The sequence below is a fragment of the Seohaeicola zhoushanensis genome (genome assembly GCF_014656415.1).
GTDB lineage: Bacteria > Pseudomonadota > Alphaproteobacteria > Rhodobacterales > Rhodobacteraceae > Seohaeicola_A > Seohaeicola_A zhoushanensis.
This window is the reverse complement of the sequence record NZ_BNCJ01000053.1, coordinates 1-2500: the sequence shown is the minus strand read 5'-3', so window position 1 is coordinate 2500 and position 2500 is coordinate 1. Positions and strand designations below refer to the sequence as shown.

Annotated in this window: 2 rRNA genes (1 of these 2 cut by a window edge); both read left to right on the top strand. The window is 52.8% G+C overall.

Annotated elements, in window-relative coordinates:
- Positions 1–2280 (top strand): 23S ribosomal RNA (locus IE266_RS26515) (it extends 587 nt beyond the left edge of the window).
- A gap of 81 nt (positions 2281–2361) precedes the next feature.
- Positions 2362–2476, top strand: a 5S ribosomal RNA gene (gene rrf / locus IE266_RS26510).
- Positions 2477–2500 lie beyond the last annotated feature (24 nt).

Sequence of the window (2500 nt, the reverse complement as noted above, 5' to 3'; positions counted from 1 at the left end):
CTTTTGTATAATGGGTCATCGACTTGGTCTATCTAGCAAGCTTAAGCCGTTAGGTGTAGGCGCAGCGAAAGCGAGTCTTAATAGGGCGAATGAGTTAGATGGATCAGACCCGAAACCGAGTGATCTAGCCATGACCAGGATGAAGGTAAGGTAACACTTACTGGAGGTCCGAACCCACACCTGTTGAAAAAGGTCGGGATGAGTTGTGGCTAGGGGTGAAAGGCTAATCAAACTCGGAGATAGCTGGTTCTCTGCGAAATCTATTTAGGTAGAGCGTCGTCCGAATACCCTCGGGGGTAGAGCACTGGATGGGTAATGGGGTCCCACAGACTTACTGATCCTAACCAAACTCCGAATACCGAGGAGTACTAGACGGCAGACACACAGTGGATGCTAACGTCCATTGTGAAGAGGGAAACAACCCTGACCTACAGCTAAGGCCCCCAATTCATGGCTAAGTGGGAAAGCAGGTGGGACGTCCAAAACAACCAGGAGGTTGGCTTAGAAGCAGCCATCCTTTAAAGATAGCGTAACAGCTCACTGGTCTAATCAAGATATCCTGCGGCGAAGATGTAACGGGGCTCAAGCCATGAGCCGAAGCTTAGGATGCACATAGTGCATGGTAGCAGAGCGTAGTGTGACATAGTGCCTATCCTCTTCTATCGCGTCGATACGAACAGCGCAGCAATGCGCTCAAGTGGCGAAGCGGTAGCGCAGGATAAGGTGCTTTCTGTGAAGCGGGCGCGTGAGCGATCCCGTGGAGAGATCACTAGCGAGAATGATGACATGAGTAGCGACAAAGAGTGTGAGAGACACTCTCGCCGAAAGTCCAAGGGTTCCTGCTTAAAGCTAATCTGAGCAGGGTAAGCCGACCCCTAAGTCGAGGCCGAAAGGCGTAGACGATGGGAACCAGGTTAATATTCCTGGGCCAGGAGGATGTGACGGATCGCAGGTGTAGTTCAGTCTTATCGGATTGACTGGGCTGCTGAGCGGTTCCTGGAAATAGCCCTCCGCTAGATCGTACCCTAAACCGACACAGGTGGACTGGTAGAGAATACCAAGGCGCTTGAGAGAACGATGTTGAAGGAACTCGGCAAAATACCTCCGTAAGTTCGCGAGAAGGAGGCCCGGTTCCAAGGCAACTTGGAGCTGGGGACACAAACCAGGGGGTGGCGACTGTTTACTTAAAACACAGGGCTGTGCGAAGTCGTAAGACGACGTATACAGTCTGACGCCTGCCCGGTGCCTGAAGGTTAAAAGGAGGGGTGCAAGCTCTGAATTGAAGCCCAGGTAAACGGCGGCCGTAACTATAACGGTCCTAAGGTAGCGAAATTCCTTGTCGGGTAAGTTCCGACCTGCACGAATGGCGTAACGACCTCCCCGCTGTCTCCAACATCGACTCAGCGAAATTGAATTGTCTGTCAAGATGCAGACTACCCGCGGTTAGACGGAAAGACCCCATGCACCTTTACTATAGCTTCGCACTGGCATCAGGATTGTGATGTGCAGGATAGGTGGTAGGCTTTGAAGCGGGAACGCCAGTTTCCGTGGAGCCACCCTTGAGATACCACCCTTCGCACTCTTGATGTCTAACCGCGGCCCGTTATCCGGGTCCGGGACCCTGCGTGGTGGGTAGTTTGACTGGGGCGGTCGCCTCCTAAAGTGTAACGGAGGCGCGCGAAGGTTGGCTCAGAGCGGTCGGAAATCGCTCGTTGAGTGCAATGGCAGAAGCCAGCCTGACTGCAAGACTGACAAGTCGAGCAGAGACGAAAGTCGGTCATAGTGATCCGGTGGTCCCAAGTGGGAGGGCCATCGCTCAACGGATAAAAGGTACGCTGGGGATAACAGGCTGATACTGCCCAAGAGTCCATATCGACGGCAGTGTTTGGCACCTCGATGTCGGCTCATCTCATCCTGGGGCTGGAGCAGGTCCCAAGGGTATGGCTGTTCGCCATTTAAAGAGGTACGTGAGCTGGGTTTAGAACGTCGTGAGACAGTTCGGTCCCTATCTTCCGTGGGTGTAGGATACTTGAGAGGAGTTGCCCCTAGTACGAGAGGACCGGGGTGAACGTTCCACTGGTGGACCAGTTGTCGTGCCAACGGCAGTGCTGGGTAGCTATGAACGGACAGGATAACCGCTGAAGGCATCTAAGCGGGAAGCCCCCCTCAAAACAAGGTATCCCTGAGGACCGTGGTAGACCACCACGTCGATAGGCCAGAGATGTAAGCACAGCAATGTGTTCAGTTGACTGGTACTAATTGTCCGATAGGCTTGATTTGATCCAGTAAAAGACAGTCTTTTACGATCAAAAGCATACACCAACAGCGTGTTGCGACTTGGAATACAGAGGATTTTTTCGGTTTGGTGGTCATAGCGCAAGTGAAACACCCGGTCCCATCCCGAACCCGGCAGTTAAGCACTGTAGCGCCGATGGTACTGCACCTTAAGGTGTGGGAGAGTAGGTCACTGCCAAACCTAAAAAATCCTCTGAATTTGTAT